This window comes from Citrobacter sp. wls717 (genome assembly GCF_005280955.1).
Lineage (GTDB): Bacteria > Pseudomonadota > Gammaproteobacteria > Enterobacterales > Enterobacteriaceae > Citrobacter > Citrobacter werkmanii.
In genome coordinates this window covers 1-18,485 of sequence record NZ_SZWW01000054.1, presented here as the reverse complement: position 1 = coordinate 18,485, position 18,485 = coordinate 1, and the positions used below count along the sequence as shown (strand labels likewise).

Genomic DNA, 18,485 nt, shown 5'->3' with positions numbered 1-18,485 from the left:
GGGCCTTTTTATTTGTGCAGAGCCCCAGCCAACCAACGGGAAAACTCACGCATTGCAGATGTCTCCGGTCGGGATTGCAAACGCGTTATCCAATAGCTCCCCAGATCAATCTGCGTTAGAAACGGTTGAACGATACGTTCACTACCAAGCAGATGAGTGAACATTCTTACCGGGGCAATCGCCACCCCGATCCCCGCCTGCGCGGCCTCCAGCATTGTGACGGACGAATCAAACACCACCACGTTGTGCGTCGGTGACGGAGGCGCTTCTCCGGCGGCCTGCATCCAAAGCGTCCACTCATCTCGCCGATAAGAGCGTAATAACGGGAATTTCAGGAGGTCTGCAGGTACCTTGATCTGTGCGGCTAATTCTGGCGAGCAAAGCGGGGACATCAGCGCGCTACACAAATATTGTGCATCGGTATCGTGCCAGGCACCTCCTCCGTAGCGAATGGTATAGTCCAGTCCCTCGGCGGCGGGATCCACGCGGTTATTGTGGGTGGAAATATGCAAATCAATATGCGGATAACTACGCTTAAAGTCGCTGAGCAGAGGAAAAAGACAACCGACCGCAAAGGTCCCCACCACTCCGATTTTAAGTTTTTCCTGGGTTTTTTTAGTAGCAAAACGATCCAGCATCCCCGCCATACGATCGAAAGAATCATTAAGTACAGGTAACAGACTTTCCCCTTCTGTCGTCAGCATTAACCCACGGGAGCCGCGCACAAACAGCTGACAATTTAGCTGCTGTTCCAGCGCTTTGACATGCTGGCTGATGGCAGAATGCGTCACGTTGAGCTCAATCGCAGCGCGGGTAAAGCTAAGGTGTCTGGCCGCGGCTTCAAAAGCTCGCAGTGAGTTAAGAGGAATATAGCTACGCGTCATCATCCGGCCTGTTAGAAAAACTTATATCTGCTGCTAAATTTAACCGTTTGTCAACACACTGCAAATCAAACAAACTGATTGCGTCTGACGGGCCCGGACACCCTTTCGCTTTTTATTACGGAACTGATTTCATGATGAAAAAATCGTTATGCTGCGCGTTGCTGCTGACAGCCTCTTTCTCCACGTTTGCCGCCGCAAAAACAGAACAACAGATTGCCGATATCGTAAACCGTACCATCACACCGCTGATGCAAGAACAGGCTATTCCGGGTATGGCCGTGGCAATTATCTACCAGGGAAAACCCTATTACTTTACCTGGGGGAAAGCCGATATCGCCAATGACCGCCCCGTCACCCGGCAAACGCTGTTTGAGCTTGGATCGGTAAGTAAGACGTTTAACGGTGTGCTGGGCGGCGATGCTATCGCCCGTGGTGAAATTAAGCTCAGCGATCCGGTCACCCAATACTGGCCCGAATTAACTGGCAAACAATGGCAGGGTATCAGCCTGCTGCACCTGGCCACCTATACGGCGGGTGGTCTGCCGCTTCAGGTACCTGACGACGTTACAGATAAAGCGGCATTACTGCGCTTTTATCAAAACTGGCAGCCGCAATGGGCCCCGGGCGCTAAACGCCTGTATGCTAACTCCAGTATTGGTCTGTTTGGCGCACTGGCGGTGAAACCTTCAGGAATGGGCTATGAAGAGGCGATGACCAAACGCGTCCTGCAACCATTAAAACTGGCGCATACCTGGATTACGGTTCCACAGAGCGAACAAAAGGATTATGCCTGGGGTTATCGCGAAGGGAAGCCCGTGCACGTATCTCCGGGTCAGCTTGATGCCGAAGCCTACGGGGTGAAATCCAGCCTTGTCGATATGACTCGTTGGGTTCAGGTCAACATGGACGCCAGCCAGGTGCAGGAGAAAACGCTCCGACAGGGAATTGAAATCGCGCAGGCTCGTTACTGGCATATTGGCGACATGTACCAGGGATTAGGTTGGGAGATGCTGAACTGGCCGGTGAATGCCGACTCGATAATCAACGGTAGCGACAGTAAAGTCGCGTTAGCGGCACTTCCCGCCGTTGAGGTCAATCCGCCTGCCCCTGCAGTGAAAGCCTCATGGGTGCACAAAACCGGATCCACTGGCGGATTTGGCAGCTACGTTGCGTTCGTTCCGGAAAAAAATCTCGGCATCGTGATGCTGGCAAACAAAAGCTACCCAAACCCTGCTCGCGTCGAGGCCGCCTGGCGCATTCTTGAAAAATTGCAGTAACTGACGATGAGGTCCGCTATAGCAGACCTCGTTTCTTCCTCTTCTTTTCCTGCTGTCATCTACACTTAACAAAAAACAGTAAGGAAAATCTTATGCGCATTCTGCCCGTCGTTGCTGCAGTTACCGCTGCATTTCTGGTTGTCGCCTGCAGTTCCCCTACACCGCCAAAAGGCGTTACCGTTGTGAATAACTTTGACGCCAAACGCTATCTTGGTACCTGGTATGAAATTGCACGTTTAGACCATCGCTTCGAACGTGGACTGGAAAAAGTGACCGCAACGTATAGCTTGCGCGACGACGGCGGTATCAACGTGATCAATAAGGGCTATAACCCGGACAGAGGGATGTGGCAAAAAACGGAGGGTAAAGCCTATTTCACCGGCGACCCAAATCGGGCGGCGCTCAAGGTGTCATTCTTCGGCCCCTTCTATGGTGGGTATAACGTGATTGCGCTCGACCGGGAATATCGCCACGCGCTGGTGTGTGGTCCGGATCGCGATTACCTGTGGATCCTTTCACGGACCCCCACCATTTCAGATGAAATGAAGCAGCAAATGTTGGCTATCGCGACCCGGGAAGGGTTTGACGTCAATAAACTGATTTGGGTGAAACAGCCTGGTGCTTAGTGAGTGCTCAGCTTCAGACCAATAATGCCAGCCACAATCAGCCCCAGACTCAACAAACGCGCCGGGCTGGCAGATTCACCCAACAGCAGAATCCCGGTAATGGCCGCCCCGACGGCGCCAATACCGGTCCAGACGGCATAGGCGGTCCCAACTGGCAAGGTGCGCATCGCCCAGGAGAGCATGGCGATACTGACGATCATCGCGACAATGGTGATAATGCTTGGCGTCAGACGAGTGAAGCCGTGGGTGTATTTCAGGCCAATCGCCCAAACAACTTCGAGCAAACCGGCAATTAATAAAATGATCCAGGACATATCAGGCTCCAGAACAATGGGGCCGTCCCCGGTGAAAGAAGCGTTTGCAGGTCGTCCTGCAAAGCTGGTGTGTGAAATGGCATTTTTGCCCGACAGAAAATGAATTTCAACCTTTTTATTCACCGTCTGTTAAAAGCAAGAATTAAGCATAATTAGCGGCGTAGTTCCCGCATTTGGCACTCATCGGAGTTCTCTATGATGAAGGGCTTTCTGAAATCAGAAAGTCGATTGCCCCTCTTCTGAATGCGAAAAGTTTATGCTTAAAATTTTAGTGATTGACCGATGCCACTTTACCCGCACAGGGATTGAGGCCTTGCTTAATCATTCTGGCAGGTTCAGCTCCTCATTTCTGGTATCAGGAATTAATAATCTTCTGTTGGCAAAAGAGCATATTTTGCAGTGGAAACCGCATCTGGTCATTGCGGATTTATACAGTTTTATTAGCGAGGCGCATTCCACTCCGCCAGTTAAGCCCTTTTTCATGAGCTGTGGCGTCATCCCGTTGATTTTACTGCAATCAGCGGACAGACAGCACACATCCATCCCGACTTCTCAAGCCATCGCTCATTCGGTATTAACCAAACACACCTCGCTAAACACACTCACACACACGATTCAGGAAGCGCTACAAGATCGCCCCACATTAGCATTAGCCGAAAACCCGACGCCACTGCTGACGCCGCAGGAGGAGAAAGTATTGTCAATGTGGATGGATGGCGTGAGCAACAGTGCGATAGCCGCCACGCTCAGCATTCATGGCAAAACGGTGTATACCTATAAACGAAATATTCGTATGAAGCTTCATCTGGGGAACCGCTTCTCACCGTTTCTCTCGCTCCCGCATAAGGAGAGTTAACGGTACGACCCGGCGTCGTACCGTTGAGCGTTATTGCTGAGCTTTTGTCGCTGCACCAGAAATAGCGTTACCACCGTCAGAAATATCCTCCCCTACGCCTCGCGTGGTATTACACGCGGTTAATACGGAAGAAAGTACCAACACAGAAAAGATCGCAGCAATTGTCTTCTTAATCATAACGTCTTCCTTTTCTAGCCAATATTGTTTGTGTATAGCTACTTAATAATAGACAAGATCCGGAAGTGTGATGGATAAACAATCGTTTTTCAGATTATGTGAGAAGTTTAACTGGCGGCGTGAGAGATTGAATTGCCGAGGTGTTTGATGTCTTCACCGAAGCCGCGCGCGGTATTACAGCCCGCCAGTAGGGTGCTGGTGAAAAGGATTAGCATTACAAGACTGAGAAGACGTTTCATCATTCCTGCCCTGGAAAAAGTATGGCGCAGCAACCTGCGCCACAAGATCAAATAAGTGTTTTATTTTACGCGGGAAACGTATTCGCCTGAGCGAGTATCCACTTTGATCACTTCGCCGATCTGTACGAACAGCGGAACTTTAACGACTGCGCCGGTAGACAGAGTAGCCGGTTTGCCGCCAGTACCAGCGGTATCGCCTTTCAGACCTGGGTCGGTTTCAATGACTTCCAGCTCAACGAAGTTTGGCGGAGTCACGGAGATCGGCTGACCGTTCCACAGGGTCACGATGCATTCAGCCTGGTCCAGCAGCCATTTAGCGTTATCGCCTACCGCTTTCTCGTCTGCAGCCAGCTGTTCGAAAGTGGTGTTGTTCATGAAGTGCCAGAATTCACCGTCGCTATACAAGAAGGTCAGGTTCATGTCGGCTACATCTGCGCCTTCGGCAGAGTCGGTAGACTTGAAGGTTTTCTCTACGCGAGTACCGGTCAGCAGGCGACGCAGCTTAACGCGCGCAAACGCCTGGCCTTTACCTGGTTTAACGAATTCGCTGGCTTCAACCGCATACGGTTCGCCGTCCAACATGATTTTAAGACCAGCACGAAAATCGTTGCTATAGTACGTTGCCATAAGGCCCTCTGAAAATTGTTAACTGGTAGCTAAGCCACAAAATGGCGCATATTGTAACCCTAAATACCCCATCCAGAGAAGATTGGTTATCGCAACTTGCCGATGTTGTGACCGATCCCGATGAACTTCTGCATCTTTTGAATATAGACGCAGATGAAAAACTATTGGCCGGACGCGACGCGAGACGACTTTTCGCCCTGCGCGTACCACGCGCGTTTATTGCGCGCATGGAGAAAGGCAATCCGAACGATCCGCTTCTGCGTCAGGTACTTACCGCCGAGGAAGAGTTTGTTGCGGCGCCAGGCTACTCGACCGATCCGCTGGAGGAACAACACAGTGTGGTTCCTGGCCTGCTGCATAAATATCGCAACCGGGCGCTGCTGCTGGTCAAAGGCGGCTGCGCGGTAAATTGTCGTTATTGCTTCCGCCGACACTTCCCGTACGCCGAAAATCAGGGCAACAAGCGCAACTGGCAGGTCGCTCTGGACTACATTACTGCCCATCCTGAGTTAGATGAGGTAATCTTCTCCGGCGGCGATCCGTTGATGGCCAAGGATCACGAACTGGACTGGCTGCTCACGCAACTGGAAACCATTCCACACATTAAGCGTCTGCGCATTCACAGCCGTTTACCGATTGTGATCCCTGCGCGCATTACCGAAGGGCTGACCGAGCGTTTTGCTCACTCTTCATTGCAAATTCTGCTGGTCAATCATATTAACCATGCCAATGAAGTTGATGAGACGTTTCGCCAGGCGATGCTCAGACTGCGCAAAGCAGGCGTCACGCTACTCAATCAAAGCGTATTGCTACGGGGTGTTAACGATAACGCCCAAACCCTGGCCGACCTTAGTAACGCACTGTTTGATGCGGGTGTTATGCCCTATTACCTGCACGTACTGGATAAAGTGCAGGGTGCCGCCCACTTTATGGTCAGCGACGACGAAGCACGTCAGATTGTGCGTGAACTGCTGACGCTGGTTTCCGGTTATATGGTCCCTAAACTGGCGCGAGAAATTGGCGGAGAACCCAGTAAAACGCCGTTGGATCTGCAATTACGCCAGCAATAATGATTATTGAGTGTCCGATTATGGACACTCACTACCAATCCCGAGTATTTAATATCCGTGCAGGTGGAGTCGCACTTTTAATATGTGCTATTTTAACTGGTACTGTGCAACAACTCATTTGCAAAATTTATAAATTAATAAAAATATAAATCCCCAATAAATATATGGTTAGGGAGAACCCTGGATGGCTATTAGTATTAAGGGTATTAATACCGGTGTTATTCGTCAGAAGAATGAATTTATTGCTCTGGCACTCAAGATCAAAGAACCAAGAAATAAAGAGTCGCTGTTTTTTCTCTCACCGTTGGGGCTAAGAGATCTGCTTATCGCTCTGGAGAGCAGACTCCATGCGAAGCACCAGCTTAGCGAAGAAGCGCGTTTGCGATATGAAAAAGAACGCGACAAAGCCAGTAAAAAGATGCACGAGAATATCCCTTTAATTCAGGAAGATGAGTTAAAAAATGCGGATATAAACCGTCGCATCAATTCTCTGGTGTTAGTGGATGATAAAGGAGAAAGCTTAGCATTTTCTCTGACACTGCATAACGGACAAATCCACGAATTACTGATTAATGAACTGCAGATCCAGGTATTAGCCTATGCAATCATTCATGCAATAAAAAATGCTGGCATGCAGGAATTAGCGCTAAAAATGACATCGCTGCTGGATTTCCTGCCGCTGTACGATGTTGACTGCCAGCAAAACGATAATCTTGAATATGATTCATATACACAACCAGAATGGAAACATAACCTGTTTAACCATTACCTGGCGATTATCTACCGCTATAAGGATGAAAAGGGTAAAGCTCAATTCTGTGGCTCAGTAGTGAAAACTCGCGCCCTTTCCGGCAGTAAAGAAGCTGAGGCCATTACCCGACGCCTTCTGGACTTCAGCCCACGACTGAAAAAACTTGCCGGTGTCCCGTGCCAGGTGTTTGTCAAAACGTTGACGGGAGATAAAACCCAAAAGCTCAATCAGGAGCAGTGTTTGCGCGCGCTACATCATTTACGCGTTCAGTCTGCGCATAAAGCTCAGAATGCCTGATGGCGCTGCGCTTATCAGGCCTACGATCATTTATACCGTAGGCCGGATAAGACGCTTTAGCGTCGCCATCCGGCATCAACAGCTTTTATCAGTTTGGGCACTTATAAACCTGACCATTCATCTCACTGGCGGTAGGAACAAAACTGGACAGCATTCCCTGTGATGGGCTGCTGACGCCGTAAATTACGTTACCCCCCATTGCTGCGGCCTGGTTACGCAGATCGTTCGCTGCGCCACGCATAGACCCACCCTCTTCGCCATGCTGACCAGAAAGCCAGTTGCTCTGCGTACCGGTTGCAGTGCCAATCAGCTGGCACTCTGCGCCTGGCTTGTCTTCGACAAAGCGTACGTTTTGTCCGGCTGAACTCAGTTCGTTGCTGGAGCTACAACCCGCCATCAGTAGCGCGGCACCAACGATCCCTGCTAAATATTTCACGTGCATGTCATTCCCCATAATCAATTAGTTGGACGTTATGTCCGTAGCTGAATCATATACTAAAAAGATGACCAAAAGAAAAACCCCCAGACATTTCTGCCCGGGGGTTTCTCATTTTTCGCGAGAGGCGTATTTAATCAAATAATTCAAGTTGCAGGCAGGCGGCAAGTTCATGAACCCCAGGAGCTTACACAAGTAAGTGACTGGGGTGAACGAACACAGCCAACGAACCTGCGGCTTGAAGTATGAAGATTAAATTACATCATGCCGCCCATTCCACCCATGCCGCCCATACCACCAGCAGCACCTAAGTCAGGCGCATCGCCTTTCGGCAGATCGGTAACCATGCACTCGGTGGTGATCATCAGACCCGCAACAGAAGCTGCGTACTGCAGAGCAGAACGCGTTACTTTGGTTGGATCCAGGATACCCATGTCGATCATGTTGCCGTATTCTTCAGTTGCAGCGTTGTAACCGTAGTTACCGTCACCCGCTTTCACGGTGTTAGCCACTACAGACGGCTCTTCGCCGCAGTTCAGAACGATTTGACGCAGCGGAGCTTCCATTGCGCGCAGCGCAACTTTGATACCGACGTTCTGGTCTTCGTTCTGACCTTTCAGGCCGGCAATTTTGGACGCTACGCGAATCAGCGCAACACCACCACCAGCAACCACACCTTCTTCTACCGCAGCACGGGTTGCGTGCAGGGCATCTTCAACGCGGGCTTTCTTCTCTTTCATTTCAACTTCAGTCGCAGCACCAACTTTGATTACCGCAACGCCGCCTGCCAGTTTCGCTACGCGCTCCTGCAGTTTTTCACGGTCGTAGTCTGAAGTAGCTTCTTCGATCTGCTGACGAATCTGAGTCACACGACCCTGGATTGCCGCTTCATCGCCCACGCCATCAATGATGGTGGTGGTGTCTTTGTTGATAACAACGCGTTTTGCCTGACCCAGATCTTCCAGAGTGGCTTTTTCCAGTTCCATACCGATCTCTTCAGAGATAACGGTACCACCGGTCAGGGTAGCGATATCCTGCAGCATCGCTTTACGACGATCGCCGAAGCCAGGTGCTTTAACAGCAGCCACTTTCACGATACCGCGCATGGTGTTAACAACCAGAGTTGCCAGCGCTTCGCCTTCAACATCTTCTGCGATGATCAGCAGCGGTTTGCCTGCTTTCGCGACAGCTTCCAGAACCGGCAGCATTTCGCGGATGTTGGAGATTTTCTTATCAGCCAGCAGGATGAACGGGCTTTCCAGTTCAACAGCGCCAGTTTCCGGCTTGTTGATGAAGTAAGGAGACAGGTAGCCACGGTCGAACTGCATACCTTCAACCACGTCCAGTTCGTCCTGCAGACCGGTACCGTCTTCAACGGTGATCACGCCTTCTTTACCGACTTTGTCCATCGCTTCTGCGATCAGTTTACCTACGGTTTCGTCGGAGTTAGCGGAGATGGTACCAACCTGAGCGATTGCTTTAGAGTCAGAGCACGGTACGGACAGCGCTTTCAGTTCTTCAACGGCAGCAGCGACAGCTTTGTCGATACCACGTTTCAGATCCATTGGGTTCATACCCGCAGCAACAGCTTTCAGACCTTCAGTAATGATGGACTGAGCCAGTACGGTTGCGGTGGTGGTACCGTCGCCTGCAGCGTCATTCGCTTTAGAGGCAACTTCTTTCACCATCTGCGCACCCATGTTTTCGAACTTGTCTTCCAGTTCGATTTCACGTGCTACGGAAACACCATCTTTAGTGATGGTCGGTGCACCGAAAGATTTATCCAGAACTACGTTACGGCCTTTTGGACCGAGGGTAACTTTCACTGCATCTGCCAGTACGTTTACGCCGCGCAGCATTTTCACACGAGCGTCGTTACCGAATTTTACGTCTTTAGCTGCCATTTTCTCTTTCCCTTAAATTCGTATGTTCAGTGTCGTTCGCGGATTAGGCTTCAACAATTGCCAGGATGTCACTTTCAGACATGATCAACACTTCTTCATTGTCGATCTTCTCAGATTTAACACCGTAGCCATCGTTGAAAATAACGATATCGCCGACTTTCACGTCCAGCGGCTGTACGGTACCGTTGTCCAGGATGCGACCCTTACCGACAGCGATGATTTCGCCACGAGTTGATTTACCTGCTGCAGAACCGGTCAGTACGATGCCGCCAGCAGATTTGGATTCAACTTCTTTACGTTTGACGATCACACGATCATGTAACGGACGAATACTCATTGATAGCTCTCCTTTGAGAAAGTCTTTATCAGTTATGGGTGACGCCGGCCCGTAAACGGTTTCCCGGCTAGTGACCAGAGAGATGGGGATGGGCTTTTGTGCCTTCAAGGGGGCAAGCGAAAAAAATTTTTTATCAGCAGAAAATCCCGTCAAAACACCGACACGCCTCACATTTCATAACGATTTCAGTCACGTCGTCATAAGCAAATCCGATTGTGATACCATCAAAATCTGCGCTGTAGCCCGGTCAATGGGCATAACCGGATAACAACTTATGAGCGGACTGAAACAAGAGCTGGGACTGGCTCAGGGCGTTGGCCTGTTGTCGACATCATTATTAGGTACAGGCGTTTTTGCCGTCCCCGCGCTGGCTGCGCTGGTCGCTGGCAACAACAGTCTTTGGGCCTGGCCGGTGCTGATTGTTTTAGTCTTTCCCGTGGCGATTGTCTTTGCCGTGCTCGGCCGCCATTTCCCCAGCGCGGGCGGCGTGGCGCATTTTGTCGGTATGGCCTTTGGCTCGCGCCTGGAGCGCGTCACCGGATGGTTGTTTTTGTCAGTAATCCCGGTGGGCTTACCTGCGGCATTACATATTGCCGCAGGATTCGGCCAGGCGATGTTTGGCTGGCATGACGAGCAGCTTCTGCTGGCAGAACTCGGTACACTGGCGTTGGTCTGGTACATAGGCTCCCGCGGCGCCAGCTCCAGCGCTAACCTACAAACGGTCATTGCCGGGCTGATCGTGGCCCTGATTGTCGCCATCTGGTGGGCGGGCGATCTAAAACCCAGTGAAATCCCCTTCCCTGCAATTAGCGAAATTGAGCTTCCCGGACTGTTCGCTGCCCTGTCAGTGATGTTCTGGTGCTTTGTCGGTCTTGAAGCATTTGCCCACCTGGCCTCTGAATTTAAAAATCCGGAGCGAGACTTCCCGCGCGCGCTAATGATCGGTCTACTGCTGGCAGGTTCTGTCTACTGGGCATGCACCGTCGTCGTCCTCCATTTTGGCGCTTATGGCGAGAAAATGGCGGCGGCGGCATCACTGCCAGAAATTGTTGTACAGCTGTTTGGCGTACAGGCACTGTGGGTCGCCTGCATTATTGGTTATCTGGCCTGCTTTGCCAGTCTCAACATTTATATTCAAAGTTTCGCCCGGCTGGTCTGGTCGCAAGCACAATACAAGCCGGGGAGTTATCTGGCGCGCCTTTCCCCTCGTCACCTTCCGCGCAATGCGCTGAACGCCGTGCTAGGTTGCTGCGTGGTCAGTACCTTGTGCATCTATATGCTGCAAATCAATCTCGATGCGTTAATCGTCTACGCTAACGGCATCTTTATTATGATTTATCTGCTGTGCATGCTGGCAGGTTGTCGATTACTGAAAGGACACTATCGCGCATTAGCGATCGTTGGCGGTTTGCTATGTCTGCTATTGCTGGCGATGGTGGGTTGGAAGAGCCTGTATGCGCTGATTATGCTGGCTGCGCTGTGGTTCTTTTTACCCGGCAGGCCGGATAAGTCGACGCTGACGCCATCATCCGGCATATAAACACGTGCCGGATGGCGCTAACGCTTATCCGGCCTACATACTGATGCTTAATCCCGACGATCGTCTTTATGTTCGATACTGTCACGATGCTCGTCTTTGCGCTGGAACTCACCGTCAAAGGTCTCGCCCCCACCCGTTCCGGCGCTAAAACCACCGCCGGGCATACGAGAAAAACGCAAATGTGGCAGCAGTTTCATCGTCAGATGCTTCTGCACCGGGGGTAATAAAAGAAGAAGACCAAGGAAATCGGTGAAAAAACCCGGCAGCACTAATAGCAGACCGGCAATAATCAGCGAAACGCTCTTGATCATTTCTGCAGCCGGGCTTTCACCTGCCGCCATTTTTTGTTGCATCAGTAAAAAGTTCTTAAATCCCTGATTACGAACCAGAGACATCCCGATAACCGACGTAAAAATAACCAAAATCAGGGTCATCAGAACACCCAACACATGGGCAACCTGAATAAAAATAGATATCTCTATGTAAACATAGAGAAAAATGGCAAGTAATGGTATCCAGCGCAAAGGGGACTCCTGTTAATAACAGGCGTTTTGTACAACGTCTGTTCAAAAATTATATGACTCGCATCAGTCAGATATTGAGGTGGTTAGCAAAATTTCAAGTCGCTTGTACACTAATATTTAGTGTTAATCCTAAAGGGGTGATCTATTTCACAGAATAATAAATAAGGGGTAAATTCCACGCTTTAAGTGATCCAGATTACGGTAGAAATCCTGAACCAGCATATGATCTCGGGTATCAGACCGATGCAGGGGATAATCGTCGGTCGAGAAACAATCGAAATCACATATATCCTGTGTGTTTAGTCAAATCATTGGCAGCTTGAAAAAGAAGGTTCACATGTTAAACAACATTCGTATCGAAGAAGACTTGTTGGGTACCAGGGAAGTTCCAGCGGACGCTTACTATGGTGTTCACACTCTGAGAGCGATTGAAAACTTCTACATTAGCAACAACAAAATCAGCGACATTCCTGAATTTGTTCGCGGCATGGTAATGGTGAAAAAGGCAGCGGCGATGGCCAACAAAGAGCTGCAAACCATTCCTAAGAGTGTGGCAAATGCCATCATCGCGGCGTGTGATGAAGTCCTGAATAACGGAAAATGCATGGATCAGTTCCCGGTAGACGTTTACCAGGGTGGTGCGGGTACCTCCGTCAACATGAACACCAACGAAGTGCTGGCCAATATCGGTCTGGAACTGATGGGTCACCAGAAAGGTGAATATCAGTACCTGAACCCGAACGACCACGTTAACAAATGTCAGTCTACCAACGACGCATACCCAACCGGTTTCCGTATCGCGGTATACGCATCCATCATTAAACTGATTGATGCCCTGAACCAGCTGCGTGAAGGCTTCGAGAAAAAAGCCGATGAATTCCAGGACATCCTGAAAATGGGTCGTACCCAGTTGCAGGATGCTGTGCCGATGACCCTCGGTCAGGAATTCCGTGCTTTCAGCATCCTGCTGAAAGAAGAAGTGAAAAACATTGGGCGTACTGCAGAGCTGCTGCTGGAAGTTAACCTCGGCGCAACGGCAATCGGTACGGGTCTGAACACACCGAAAGAATACTCTCCGCTGGCAGTGAAAAAACTGGCTGAAGTTACCGGTTTTGCCTGTGTTCCTGCAGAAGACCTGATTGAAGCAACTTCTGACTGCGGCGCATACGTTATGGTGCATGGCGCACTGAAACGTCTGGCTGTGAAGATGTCCAAAATCTGTAACGACCTGCGTTTGCTCTCCTCTGGTCCACGTGCCGGCCTGAACGAGATCAACCTGCCGGAACTGCAGGCTGGCTCTTCCATCATGCCAGCTAAAGTGAACCCGGTTGTTCCGGAAGTCGTAAACCAGGTGTGCTTTAAAGTCATCGGTAACGACATCACTGTCACCATGGCGTCTGAAGCAGGTCAGCTGCAGCTGAACGTTATGGAGCCAGTAATCGGCCAGGCAATGTTCGAATCCATTCACATTCTGAGCAACGCTTGCTACAACCTGTTGGAAAAATGCGTTAGCGGCATTACTGCTAACAAAGAAGTGTGCGAAGCATTCGTATACAACTCTATCGGTATCGTTACTTACCTCAACCCGTTCATCGGCCACCACAACGGCGACATCGTTGGTAAAATTTGTGCCGAAACCGGTAAGAGCGTACGTGAAGTTGTCCTCGAGCGCGGCCTGTTGACCGAAGCCGAACTGGACGATATCTTCTCAGTACAGAACCTGATGCACCCGGCTTATAAAGCAAAACGTTATACTGATGAAAGCGAGCAGTAATCGTGTAGGGTAGTACCAGAGAAGGCACGTCAGATGACGTGCCTTTTTTCTTGCACGAAGTTACTTAAAAACAACAATTTAATATCAACTTGTTAAACAACAAGGAAGGCTAATATGATAGTTTTAGAACTTATCATCGTTTTGCTGGCAATCTTTTTAGGTGCCAGACTTGGGGGTATCGGTATTGGATTTGCAGGTGGGCTGGGTGTCCTGGTTCTCGCCGCTATCGGCGTAAAACCCGGTAATATCCCGTTCGATGTCATTTCCATTATCATGGCGGTTATCGCTGCCATCTCAGCTATGCAGATTGCAGGTGGTCTGGACTATCTGGTTCATCAAACTGAAAAACTGCTGCGTAAGAACCCGAAATACATCACGATCCTGGCACCCATCGTGACCTATTTCCTGACCATCTTTGCGGGTACGGGTAACATCTCTCTGGCAACTCTGCCGGTTATCGCTGAAGTTGCGAAGGAACAAGGGATCAAACCTTGCCGTCCGCTCTCAACTGCGGTGGTTTCTGCTCAGATTGCGATCACAGCATCACCAATCTCTGCAGCCGTGGTTTACATGTCTTCCGTAATGGAAGGTCATGGCATCAGCTATATTCACCTGCTGTCCGTGGTTATTCCGTCCACCCTGCTGGCCGTTCTGGTAATGTCCTTCCTGGTGACTATGCTGTTCAACTCTAAACTGTCTGACGATCCGATTTATCGTAAACGTCTGGAAGAAGGTTTGGTTGAACTGCGCGGTGAAAGACAAGTTGAAATCAAAGCAGGCGCAAAAACTTCCGTTTGGCTGTTCCTGCTGGGCGTAATTTGCGTTGTTGTCTATGCGATCGTTAACAGCCCAAGCCTCGGTCTGGTCGCTAAACCGCTGATGAATACCACCAACGCTATCCTGATCATCATGCTGAGCATCGCGACGCTGACTACCATCATCTGCCGCGTTGAAACTGACTCCATTCTGAACTCCAGCACCTTCAAAGCCGGTATGAGCGCCTGTATTTGTATCCTGGGTGTTGCGTGGTTGGGTGATACTTTCGTATCTCACAACATTGACTGGATCAAAGATACCGCAGGTAGCGTAATTCAGGGTCATCCGTGGCTGCTGGCCGTCATCTTCTTCTTTGCTTCTGCACTGCTGTACTCTCAGGCAGCAACCGCTAAAGCACTGATGCCGATGGCTCTGGCGCTGAACGTTTCCCCGCTGACCGCTGTTGCCTCCTTCGCAGCTGTTTCCGGCCTGTTCATTCTGCCAACCTACCCAACGCTGGTTGCGGCAGTTCAGATGGATGACACTGGTACAACCCGCATCGGTAAATTCGTCTTTAACCATCCGTTCTTCATCCCGGGTACTCTGGGTGTAGTTCTGGCTGTCTGCTTCGGCTTCTTGCTGGGTAGCTTCATGCTGTAAGTTTTTTCTGCAGGGTGCCCGTGCGCCCTGCAGTTCCTCCTCCTCCACCCCGCTTTAGCTAACATCCTTCCCTCGTCCGTTGTATAGTGACCACTCTTTAGCTGGTTACTCTGTTCTTTCGAGGTGTTTATGCTTGATGTAAAGAGTCAGGATATTTCCATCCCCGATACCGTTGTGGTGCTCTGTACTGCTCCGGATGAAGCAACCGCCCAGGATCTGGCTGCAAAAGTGCTGGCGGAAAAGCTGGCAGCCTGCGTGACACTTCTGCCCGGTGCAACCTCCCTCTATTATTGGGAAGGTAAACTGGAGCAGGAATATGAAGTCCAGATGATTTTAAAAACCACCGTCACGCACCAGCAAGCCCTTCTCGATTGCCTGAAGTCACATCACCCGTATCAAACACCTGAACTTCTGGTTTTACCCGTCACTCACGGAGACTTTGATTACCGCTCATGGCTCAACGCATCCTTACGCTGATCCTGCTGCTGTGCAGCACATCTACCTTTGCCGGATTATTTGACGCGCCCGGCCGCTCGCAGTTTGTTCCTGCCGATCGGGCGTTTGTTTTTGATTTTCAGCAAAACCAACACGATCTGAACCTCTCATGGCAGGTCAAAGATGGCTACTATCTCTATCGCAAACAGATAAGCATTACACCATCTCAGGCCGATATTGCCGAGGTAAAACTGCCGCCTGGCGTCTGGCATGAAGATGAGTTTTACGGCAAAAGTGAGATTTACCGTAAACAGTTGAATATTCCGATCACGGTTAATCAGGCCGCAACTGGCGCAACATTAACGGTCACGTACCAGGGCTGTGCCGACGCCGGTTTTTGCTATCCGCCGGAAACTAAAACTGTCCCCTTAAGTGAAGTGTCAGCCGCTGTCGGGGGGGCTCCGGCTACCGCACCTGTCACTGAGGCCCCGGAAGAGAAACCACAGCCCGCAGCCCAGCTCCCCTTTTCCGCGCTGTGGGCATTGCTAATCGGCATTGGCATCGCTTTCACGCCCTGCGTACTGCCGATGTATCCGCTGATTTCCGGCATCGTGCTGGGCGGCAAGCAACGGTTATCAACCGGTAGGGCGCTGCTGCTGACGTTTATCTACGTCCAGGGAATGGCGCTCACCTATACTGCGCTGGGTCTGGTTGTTGCCGCCGCCGGATTACAGTTTCAGGCGGCATTACAGCATCCTTATGTTCTGATCGGTCTTGCCATCATCTTTACGCTGCTGGCTCTGTCTATGTTCGGCCTGTTCACGCTGCAACTCCCTTCCTCATTGCAAACGCGCCTCACGTTGCTGAGTAACCGCCAGCAAGGCGGCTCTCCCGGTAGCGTCTTTGCTATGGGGGCGATTGCGGGTCTCATCTGTTCTCCTTGCACAACCGCGCCGCTAAGCGCGATTTTGCTGTATATCGCTCAGAGCGGAAATATGTGGCTGGGAGGCGGTACGCTGTATCTGTACGCGCTGGGGATGGGCTTGCCGCTGATGTTGATTACCGTCTTTGGCAACCGCCTGCTGCCTAAAAGCGGTCCATGGATGGAACATGTTAAAACCGCTTTCGGCTTCGTCATCCTGGCGCTTCCCGTCTTCTTGCTTGAACGCATCATTGGCGACGAATGGGGCGTGCGCCTGTGGTCACTGTTGGGCGTCGCGTTCTTTAGCTGGGCATTCATTACCAGCCTGCAGGCAAAGCACGCCTGGATGCGTATCGTGCAGATTCTCCTGTTAGCCGCAGCGCTTGTCAGTGTACGTCCATTGCAGGACTGGGCGTTTGGCACGCCGCATGCTCAAACCCAGGCACACCTTAACTTTACGCCGGTGGCCTCGGTAGAGGCGTTAAATCAGGCGCTGGCGCAAGCCAAAGGCAGGCCCGTCATGTTGGATTTGTATGCCGACTGGTGCGTGGCTTGTAAGGAGTTTGAGAAGTACACCTTCAGCGATCCGCAGGTTCAGCAAGCACTAGGCGACACGGTGCTTTTACAGGCGGATGTAACTGCAAACAATGCCAAGGATGTCGCTCTCCTGAAACATCTACAGGTTTTAGGTTTGCCAACTATCCTGTTTTTTGATGCCGAGGGTAAAGAGCATCCGGAGGCTCGGGTAACGGGATTTATGGATGCAGCGACCTTCAGCGCACATTTGCGCGATCGTCAACCGTGAGCGACACTTGCAAAAGGAAATACGGAGGAGAATACCGTGCAACGTGAAGATGTCCTGGGAGAAGCCCTGAAATTACTTGAGGTTCAAGGGATAGCCAATACCACGCTGGAAATGGTGGCCGAACGTATCGATTATCCGCTTGATGAACTACAGCGCTTTTGGCCAGATAAAGAGGCCATCCTGTATGATGCGTTACGTTACCTCAGCCAGCGGGTGGATATCTGGCGGCGTCAGCTTTTGCTGGATGAGACCCTGAGCGCGGAACAGAAATTACTGGCACGCTACAGCGCGCTGTCCGAATGCGTGAGCAATAATCGCTATCCCGGCTGCCTGTTCATTGCCGCCTGCACGTTTTATCCCGATCCTGGACATCCAATCCACCAGTTAGCCGACCAACAAAAAAAAGCAGCGCATGACTTCACCCATGAGCTACTGACTACGCTGGAAGTTGACGACCCGGCTATGGTCGCCAAACAGATGGAGCTGGTGCTGGAGGGATGTCTGAGCCGCATGCTGGTGAATCGTAGCCATGCTGATGTCGAAACGGCACACCGTCTGGCGGAAGATATTCTGCGCTTTGCCCAGTGTCGTATGGGCGGCGCGCTAACCTAAACGAACAAGCCCGTCCTGGCCGGTGTGAGTAAGCATAACGCCATCAGTCGTTGAAAACGTGCCATCGCCACGGTGGTGCGAATTAATCGGTTAACCGCCCTGGTCAGCGTGTGATTAAGATGCAGTGAAACACTCTTTTGCCATACTGCCCTTCTTGCGCTTAGCATGACCTGTCGGCATCGTGGCGATCTGGAAGATTTGTGCAAACTTCAGGCACAAACGCACAGATTGCCGTAATATTAAGCGGTTGAACCGTTTTTCCTGAAATTTGATTGACTGGCAGGCGCGAATACGGTTTAATGCGCCCCGTTGCCCGGATAGCTCAGTCGGTAGAGCAGGGGATTGAAAATCCCCGTGTCCTTGGTTCGATTCCGAGTCCGGGCACCACTATTTAAAGAACCCGCCCTTGAGGCGGGTTTTTGCTTTTGTAGTTTCTGATAGCTTCCAGCCGATCGTTTTACCCTATTTCTGACCCGCCACCTCTCACAAACACCACACGTAAACTCAATCTCGCCGTTAACAGCCAATTTCAGTAAGCAGACGCCAGGGATCTATATAAAAATGGGATTCATCGTAACGGGACGTACAGCGGTGGACGATCTTGGGGCGGGTAGCAGGACAAGTTTTTACGTAGTGCGGGATTGCCTGATGCGCTGCGCTTA

20 protein-coding genes, 1 tRNA gene and 1 pseudogene are annotated in these 18,485 nt (G+C 50.9%); 12 read left to right on the top strand and 10 right to left on the bottom strand.

Features of this window, described 5'->3' with window-relative positions; translation table 11 throughout:
• Positions 1–8: 8 nt before the first annotated feature.
• Positions 9–884: a LysR family transcriptional regulator AmpR gene (gene ampR / locus FDX09_RS22415; protein ID WP_069324727.1), complete on the bottom strand. Its 876-nt coding sequence runs from the start codon at positions 882–884 to the stop codon at positions 9–11.
• Positions 885–1,015: 131 nt separating this feature from the next.
• Between ampR and blaCMY the strand changes: the two genes are divergently transcribed.
• Positions 1,016–2,161, top strand: coding sequence for a CMY-2 family class C beta-lactamase (blaCMY, locus tag FDX09_RS22410; protein ID WP_137347893.1), 1,146 nt, complete (start codon positions 1,016–1,018; stop codon positions 2,159–2,161).
• A gap of 92 nt (positions 2,162–2,253) precedes the next feature.
• The gene (locus FDX09_RS22405) at positions 2,254–2,787 is read left to right on the top strand and encodes a lipocalin family protein (protein WP_038636486.1); all 534 of its coding nucleotides are present in this window, start codon (positions 2,254–2,256) and stop codon (positions 2,785–2,787) included.
• Here the strand turns inward: FDX09_RS22405 and sugE are convergent.
• The gene (gene sugE / locus FDX09_RS22400; RefSeq protein ID WP_038642963.1) at positions 2,784–3,101 is read right to left on the bottom strand and encodes a quaternary ammonium compound efflux SMR transporter SugE; all 318 of its coding nucleotides are present in this window, start codon (positions 3,099–3,101) and stop codon (positions 2,784–2,786) included. The two genes, FDX09_RS22405 and sugE, sit on opposite strands and share 4 nt — an antisense overlap.
• A gap of 256 nt (positions 3,102–3,357) precedes the next feature.
• On the opposite strand from sugE, the gene FDX09_RS22395 reads away from it, so the two are divergent.
• The gene (locus FDX09_RS22395; RefSeq protein WP_085048476.1) at positions 3,358–3,957 is read left to right on the top strand and encodes a LuxR C-terminal-related transcriptional regulator; all 600 of its coding nucleotides are present in this window, start codon (positions 3,358–3,360) and stop codon (positions 3,955–3,957) included.
• Positions 3,958–3,987: 30 nt separating this feature from the next.
• Here FDX09_RS22395 and ecnB read toward each other — a convergent pair whose 3' ends face one another.
• The 3 genes from ecnB to efp form a co-directional block, all read right to left on the bottom strand.
• Positions 3,988–4,134, bottom strand: coding sequence for a lipoprotein toxin entericidin B (gene ecnB / locus FDX09_RS22390; protein ID WP_032940256.1), 147 nt, complete (start codon positions 4,132–4,134; stop codon positions 3,988–3,990).
• A 107-nt stretch (positions 4,135–4,241) separates the two neighbouring features.
• Entirely contained in the window at positions 4,242–4,376 is a 135-nt protein-coding gene (gene ecnA, locus FDX09_RS22385) for a lipoprotein antitoxin entericidin A (protein ID WP_016151394.1), read from the bottom strand.
• Positions 4,377–4,433: 57 nt separating this feature from the next.
• Positions 4,434–5,000 carry an elongation factor P gene (gene efp, locus FDX09_RS22380; protein ID WP_006686282.1) on the bottom strand — a complete coding sequence of 189 codons (567 nt, stop codon included), beginning with the start codon at positions 4,998–5,000 and terminating at the stop codon, positions 4,434–4,436.
• A 41-nt stretch (positions 5,001–5,041) separates the two neighbouring features.
• Between efp and epmB the strand changes: the two genes are divergently transcribed.
• Positions 5,042–6,070 (top strand): EF-P beta-lysylation protein EpmB, encoded by a 1,029-nt coding sequence (epmB, locus tag FDX09_RS22375; protein ID WP_038636478.1) that lies wholly within the window; start codon positions 5,042–5,044, stop codon positions 6,068–6,070.
• Between the two features lie 184 nt (positions 6,071–6,254).
• Positions 6,255–7,118 carry a YjeJ family protein gene (gene yjeJ / locus FDX09_RS22370; RefSeq protein WP_137347892.1) on the top strand — a complete coding sequence of 288 codons (864 nt, stop codon included), beginning with the start codon at positions 6,255–6,257 and terminating at the stop codon, positions 7,116–7,118.
• 88 nt (positions 7,119–7,206) lie between these two features.
• On the opposite strand, the gene FDX09_RS22365 is transcribed toward yjeJ, so the two are convergent.
• From FDX09_RS22365 to FDX09_RS22355, 3 genes are all read right to left on the bottom strand, one after another.
• Entirely contained in the window at positions 7,207–7,560 is a 354-nt protein-coding gene (locus tag FDX09_RS22365; RefSeq protein WP_038636474.1) for a DUF4156 domain-containing protein, read from the bottom strand.
• 251 nt (positions 7,561–7,811) lie between these two features.
• Entirely contained in the window at positions 7,812–9,458 is a 1,647-nt protein-coding gene (gene groL, locus FDX09_RS22360) for a chaperonin GroEL (protein ID WP_006686275.1), read from the bottom strand.
• Positions 9,459–9,501: 43 nt separating this feature from the next.
• Positions 9,502–9,795 (bottom strand): co-chaperone GroES, encoded by a 294-nt coding sequence (locus FDX09_RS22355; RefSeq protein ID WP_000027827.1) that lies wholly within the window; start codon positions 9,793–9,795, stop codon positions 9,502–9,504.
• Positions 9,796–10,069: 274 nt separating this feature from the next.
• Here FDX09_RS22355 and yjeH point away from each other — a divergent pair, with 274 nt between their 5' ends.
• Positions 10,070–11,335, top strand: a complete 1,266-nt coding sequence (yjeH, locus tag FDX09_RS22350) for an L-methionine/branched-chain amino acid transporter (protein WP_121529858.1) — start codon at positions 10,070–10,072, stop codon at positions 11,333–11,335.
• A 47-nt stretch (positions 11,336–11,382) separates the two neighbouring features.
• On the opposite strand, the gene FDX09_RS22345 is transcribed toward yjeH, so the two are convergent.
• Complete coding sequence (locus FDX09_RS22345) at positions 11,383–11,859, bottom strand: FxsA family protein (RefSeq protein ID WP_006686272.1); 477 nt, start codon at positions 11,857–11,859, stop codon at positions 11,383–11,385.
• 337 nt (positions 11,860–12,196) lie between these two features.
• On the opposite strand from FDX09_RS22345, the gene aspA reads away from it, so the two are divergent.
• From aspA to FDX09_RS22320, 5 genes are all read left to right on the top strand, one after another.
• On the top strand, positions 12,197–13,633 hold the full coding sequence (gene aspA / locus FDX09_RS22340; RefSeq protein WP_032940252.1) for an aspartate ammonia-lyase: 1,437 nt from the start codon (positions 12,197–12,199) through the stop codon (positions 13,631–13,633).
• Between the two features lie 114 nt (positions 13,634–13,747).
• Positions 13,748–15,049, top strand: coding sequence for an anaerobic C4-dicarboxylate transporter DcuA (gene dcuA, locus FDX09_RS22335; protein WP_038636462.1), 1,302 nt, complete (start codon positions 13,748–13,750; stop codon positions 15,047–15,049).
• A gap of 129 nt (positions 15,050–15,178) precedes the next feature.
• Positions 15,179–15,526, top strand: coding sequence for a divalent cation tolerance protein CutA (gene cutA / locus FDX09_RS22330; protein ID WP_003025447.1), 348 nt, complete (start codon positions 15,179–15,181; stop codon positions 15,524–15,526).
• On the top strand, positions 15,502–17,211 hold the full coding sequence (locus tag FDX09_RS22325; RefSeq protein ID WP_137347891.1) for a protein-disulfide reductase DsbD: 1,710 nt from the start codon (positions 15,502–15,504) through the stop codon (positions 17,209–17,211). The genes cutA and FDX09_RS22325 overlap by 25 nt, the downstream gene beginning before the upstream one ends.
• Positions 17,212–17,247: 36 nt before the next feature.
• Positions 17,248–17,823: a transcriptional regulator gene (locus FDX09_RS22320; RefSeq protein WP_006686267.1), complete on the top strand. Its 576-nt coding sequence runs from the start codon at positions 17,248–17,250 to the stop codon at positions 17,821–17,823.
• Here the strand turns inward: FDX09_RS22320 and FDX09_RS24040 are convergent.
• A pseudogene (locus tag FDX09_RS24040) lies at positions 17,820–17,930 on the bottom strand (LysE family translocator); the annotation flags it as partial. The gene FDX09_RS22320 and the pseudogene FDX09_RS24040 sit on opposite strands and share 4 nt — an antisense overlap.
• 204 nt (positions 17,931–18,134) lie before the next feature.
• Here FDX09_RS24040 and FDX09_RS22310 point away from each other — a divergent pair.
• A tRNA-Phe gene (locus FDX09_RS22310) sits at positions 18,135–18,210 on the top strand.
• Positions 18,211–18,485 lie beyond the last annotated feature (275 nt).

Excerpts from the sequence above, each read along its gene's own strand:
- efp (WP_006686282.1), bottom strand. The coding sequence starts at position 5,000 with ATGGCAACGTACTATAGCAACGATTTTCGTGCTGGTCTTAAAATCATG.
- FDX09_RS22355 (WP_000027827.1), bottom strand. The coding sequence starts at position 9,795 with ATGAGTATTCGTCCGTTACATGATCGTGTGATCGTCAAACGTAAAGAA.
- ecnB (WP_032940256.1), bottom strand. The coding sequence starts at position 4,134 with ATGATTAAGAAGACAATTGCTGCGATCTTTTCTGTGTTGGTACTTTCT.
- ampR (WP_069324727.1), bottom strand. The coding sequence starts at position 884 with ATGACGCGTAGCTATATTCCTCTTAACTCACTGCGAGCTTTTGAAGCC.
- sugE (WP_038642963.1), bottom strand. The coding sequence starts at position 3,101 with ATGTCCTGGATCATTTTATTAATTGCCGGTTTGCTCGAAGTTGTTTGG.
- blaCMY (WP_137347893.1), top strand. The coding sequence starts at position 1,016 with ATGATGAAAAAATCGTTATGCTGCGCGTTGCTGCTGACAGCCTCTTTC.
- dcuA (WP_038636462.1), top strand. The coding sequence starts at position 13,748 with ATGATAGTTTTAGAACTTATCATCGTTTTGCTGGCAATCTTTTTAGGT.
- groL (WP_006686275.1), bottom strand. The coding sequence starts at position 9,458 with ATGGCAGCTAAAGACGTAAAATTCGGTAACGACGCTCGTGTGAAAATG.
- FDX09_RS22395 (WP_085048476.1), top strand. The coding sequence starts at position 3,358 with ATGCTTAAAATTTTAGTGATTGACCGATGCCACTTTACCCGCACAGGG.
- aspA (WP_032940252.1), top strand. The coding sequence starts at position 12,197 with ATGTTAAACAACATTCGTATCGAAGAAGACTTGTTGGGTACCAGGGAA.
- ecnA (WP_016151394.1), bottom strand. The coding sequence starts at position 4,376 with ATGATGAAACGTCTTCTCAGTCTTGTAATGCTAATCCTTTTCACCAGC.
- epmB (WP_038636478.1), top strand. The coding sequence starts at position 5,042 with ATGGCGCATATTGTAACCCTAAATACCCCATCCAGAGAAGATTGGTTA.
- yjeJ (WP_137347892.1), top strand. The coding sequence starts at position 6,255 with ATGGCTATTAGTATTAAGGGTATTAATACCGGTGTTATTCGTCAGAAG.
- cutA (WP_003025447.1), top strand. The coding sequence starts at position 15,179 with ATGCTTGATGTAAAGAGTCAGGATATTTCCATCCCCGATACCGTTGTG.
- yjeH (WP_121529858.1), top strand. The coding sequence starts at position 10,070 with ATGAGCGGACTGAAACAAGAGCTGGGACTGGCTCAGGGCGTTGGCCTG.
- FDX09_RS22365 (WP_038636474.1), bottom strand. The coding sequence starts at position 7,560 with ATGCACGTGAAATATTTAGCAGGGATCGTTGGTGCCGCGCTACTGATG.
- FDX09_RS22325 (WP_137347891.1), top strand. The coding sequence starts at position 15,502 with ATGGCTCAACGCATCCTTACGCTGATCCTGCTGCTGTGCAGCACATCT.
- FDX09_RS22405 (WP_038636486.1), top strand. The coding sequence starts at position 2,254 with ATGCGCATTCTGCCCGTCGTTGCTGCAGTTACCGCTGCATTTCTGGTT.